At 74.4% G+C, this 2,058-nt stretch carries 1 protein-coding gene and 1 pseudogene; both read right to left on the bottom strand.

The features are described 5' to 3' along the window. Positions 1-400, bottom strand: a pseudogene (locus tag GTR00_RS19730) (ABC transporter permease); the annotation flags it as partial. Beyond that, positions 397-1,995 carry an ABC transporter substrate-binding protein gene (locus GTR00_RS19735; protein WP_166613252.1) on the bottom strand — a complete coding sequence of 533 codons (1,599 nt, stop codon included), beginning with the start codon at positions 1,993-1,995 and terminating at the stop codon, positions 397-399. The gene GTR00_RS19735 and the pseudogene GTR00_RS19730, both read right to left, overlap by 4 nt. Positions 1,996-2,058 lie beyond the last annotated feature (63 nt).

A 2,058-nucleotide genomic window follows, 5' to 3' on the forward strand; every position in this document is an offset into this window, starting at 1 on the left:
GGCTCCAGGTGCTCAGCACCGCCACGCCCACCCCCAGCACGATCGCCAGCGCGAACGCCGCCAGGGTCAGCAGCGCGGTCTGCGGCAGGGCGCCGGCGATGAGCGAGGTCACGGCCGCGCCGTTCTGGATGGAGGCGCCCAGGTCCAGGTGCAGGGTGCGCCACAGCGCGTGCAGGTACTGCACGGCGAAGGGGTCGTCCAGGCCGTGCTGCGCGCGCAGCGCGGCGACCTGCGCGGGGTCGACGTCGCTCTGCTCGCCGCCCTGACCGCCGGCCAGCATCACCGAGACCGGGTCGCTGGGCAGCAGGTACAGGATGGCGAAGGTCACCGTGAACGCCGCCCACAGCACCAGCACGGCCTGCCCGAGCCGGCGCGCGACGTACCCGGCGGTGGCGTTCACGAGGACAGCCAGGCGTCGTGGAACCACAACCGCGAGGAACCCTCGAACTGCAGGTCGTGCACCTTCGAGCTGGCCGCGATGACGGTGGACAGCTCGAACAGCGGGATCGAGTGCGCCTCGGCGAGCAGCTGCTGCGAGGCCTGCGCGACCAGCTCGGTGCGCCGGGCGGGGTCCAGGGTGGCGGCCTGCGCGGCGAGGGCGTCGTCCACGGCAGCGTGCGGGCGGCGGTTGACGTCGCGGGCGGTGTCGGCGAAGACGGTGCGCAGCACGTCGGGGTCGGAGCGGGTGAGGTTGTACAGCAGCACGTCGTAGTCGCCGGAGGCCTGCTGGGCGTTCTGCTCGGCCACCGTGGACTGCTTGAGCTGCAGGTCGATGCCGACCTCGCGCACCTGCTGCTGGACCAGCTCCAGCGCCGCCGAGACCGGCTGCCAGAAGCTCACCGTGAACGTCAGGCGCTGCCCGTCCTTGGTGCGGATCCCGTCCGCGCCCTCCGTCCAGCCGGCCTGCTCCAGCAGCGCCGCGGCGCCGTCCGGGTCGTGGGCCAGCAGCGCGGAGTCGTCCGGCGCCAGCGGCGTGGAGGCCGACAGCGCCGAGGAGACCGCGACGTCGCCGGGGTTGAGGATGGAGGCGACCTCGGCGCGGTCCACGGCCTTGGACAGCGCCTGGCGCACCCGGGCGTCGGAGAACAGCGGGCGCGACTCGTTGGGGAAGAAGTTGTACGGGATGCCGGGGTTGGCGCGGCGCTCGGTCCAGAACCCCTCCCCCTCGAACTGCGCGAGGTCCTGGGAGGCGATGCCGGTGGTGGCGTCGACCTGGTCGGAGGCGAGCGAGCCGGTGCGCACGCTGGACTCCGGCACCACCTGGTAGGTGATCGAGTCCAGGTACGCCTCGCCGGTGTGCCGGGCGCCCTCGGGCGCCCAGCCGTACCCGGCGCGCTTGTCCAGCACCACCTCGGTGTCGCGGGTGTAGCTGCCGACGGTGAACGGCCCGGAACCCACCAGGGTGCTGCCGTCGCAGCGGGTGGCGGGGTCGGCGGCGACCGTGGCCGGCGAGAGCAGGCCCAGGCTCATGGTGGAGCTGGCCTGCAGGAACTGCGCGCTGGGCTGGGAGAAGGTGACCACCGCGGTCTGCGGGTCGGGCGTCTGCGTGCCGGCGTACCCGGCGAGGTAGGTCGAGCCCAGCTGGGCCTTGGCGCCCAGGGCGACGATCCCGTCGAGGTTGGCCTTGACGGCCGCGGAGTCCACGGGCGTGCCGTCGCTGAACGTCGCGCCGCTGCGCAGGTGGAACGTGAAGCTCGTCGCGTCGGGGCTGACCTCCCAGGACCGCGCCAGCCACGGGCGGACCTCCCCGCTGGCGGGGTCCTGCACGGTGAGGGAGTCCACGAGCTGGCGGCCGATGTTCAGGGCGTCGTTGTTGCCGACCTGCTGCGGGTCGATGCAGCCGGAGTCGACCTGGATCGCGAGCCGGAGGTCGCCGCCGGGCCGGGGCCGGCCTGCGTCGGCGGCGGCGTCCCCGGAGCCCCCGCCGCCGCACGCCGCGGTGGCGAGCAGGGTGAGCAGGGCGGGCACGGCGAGCAGGGGCGTGCGGGTGCGCAAGGGGTCTCCTGGCTGGGCGGTCGTCGAGGAGCGCGCCCGGCGGACGGCGGGGCGCGGCTGGGC

The sequence above is a fragment of the Kineococcus indalonis genome (assembly GCF_009906395.1).
Classification (GTDB): Bacteria; Actinomycetota; Actinomycetes; order Actinomycetales; family Kineococcaceae; genus Kineococcus; species Kineococcus indalonis.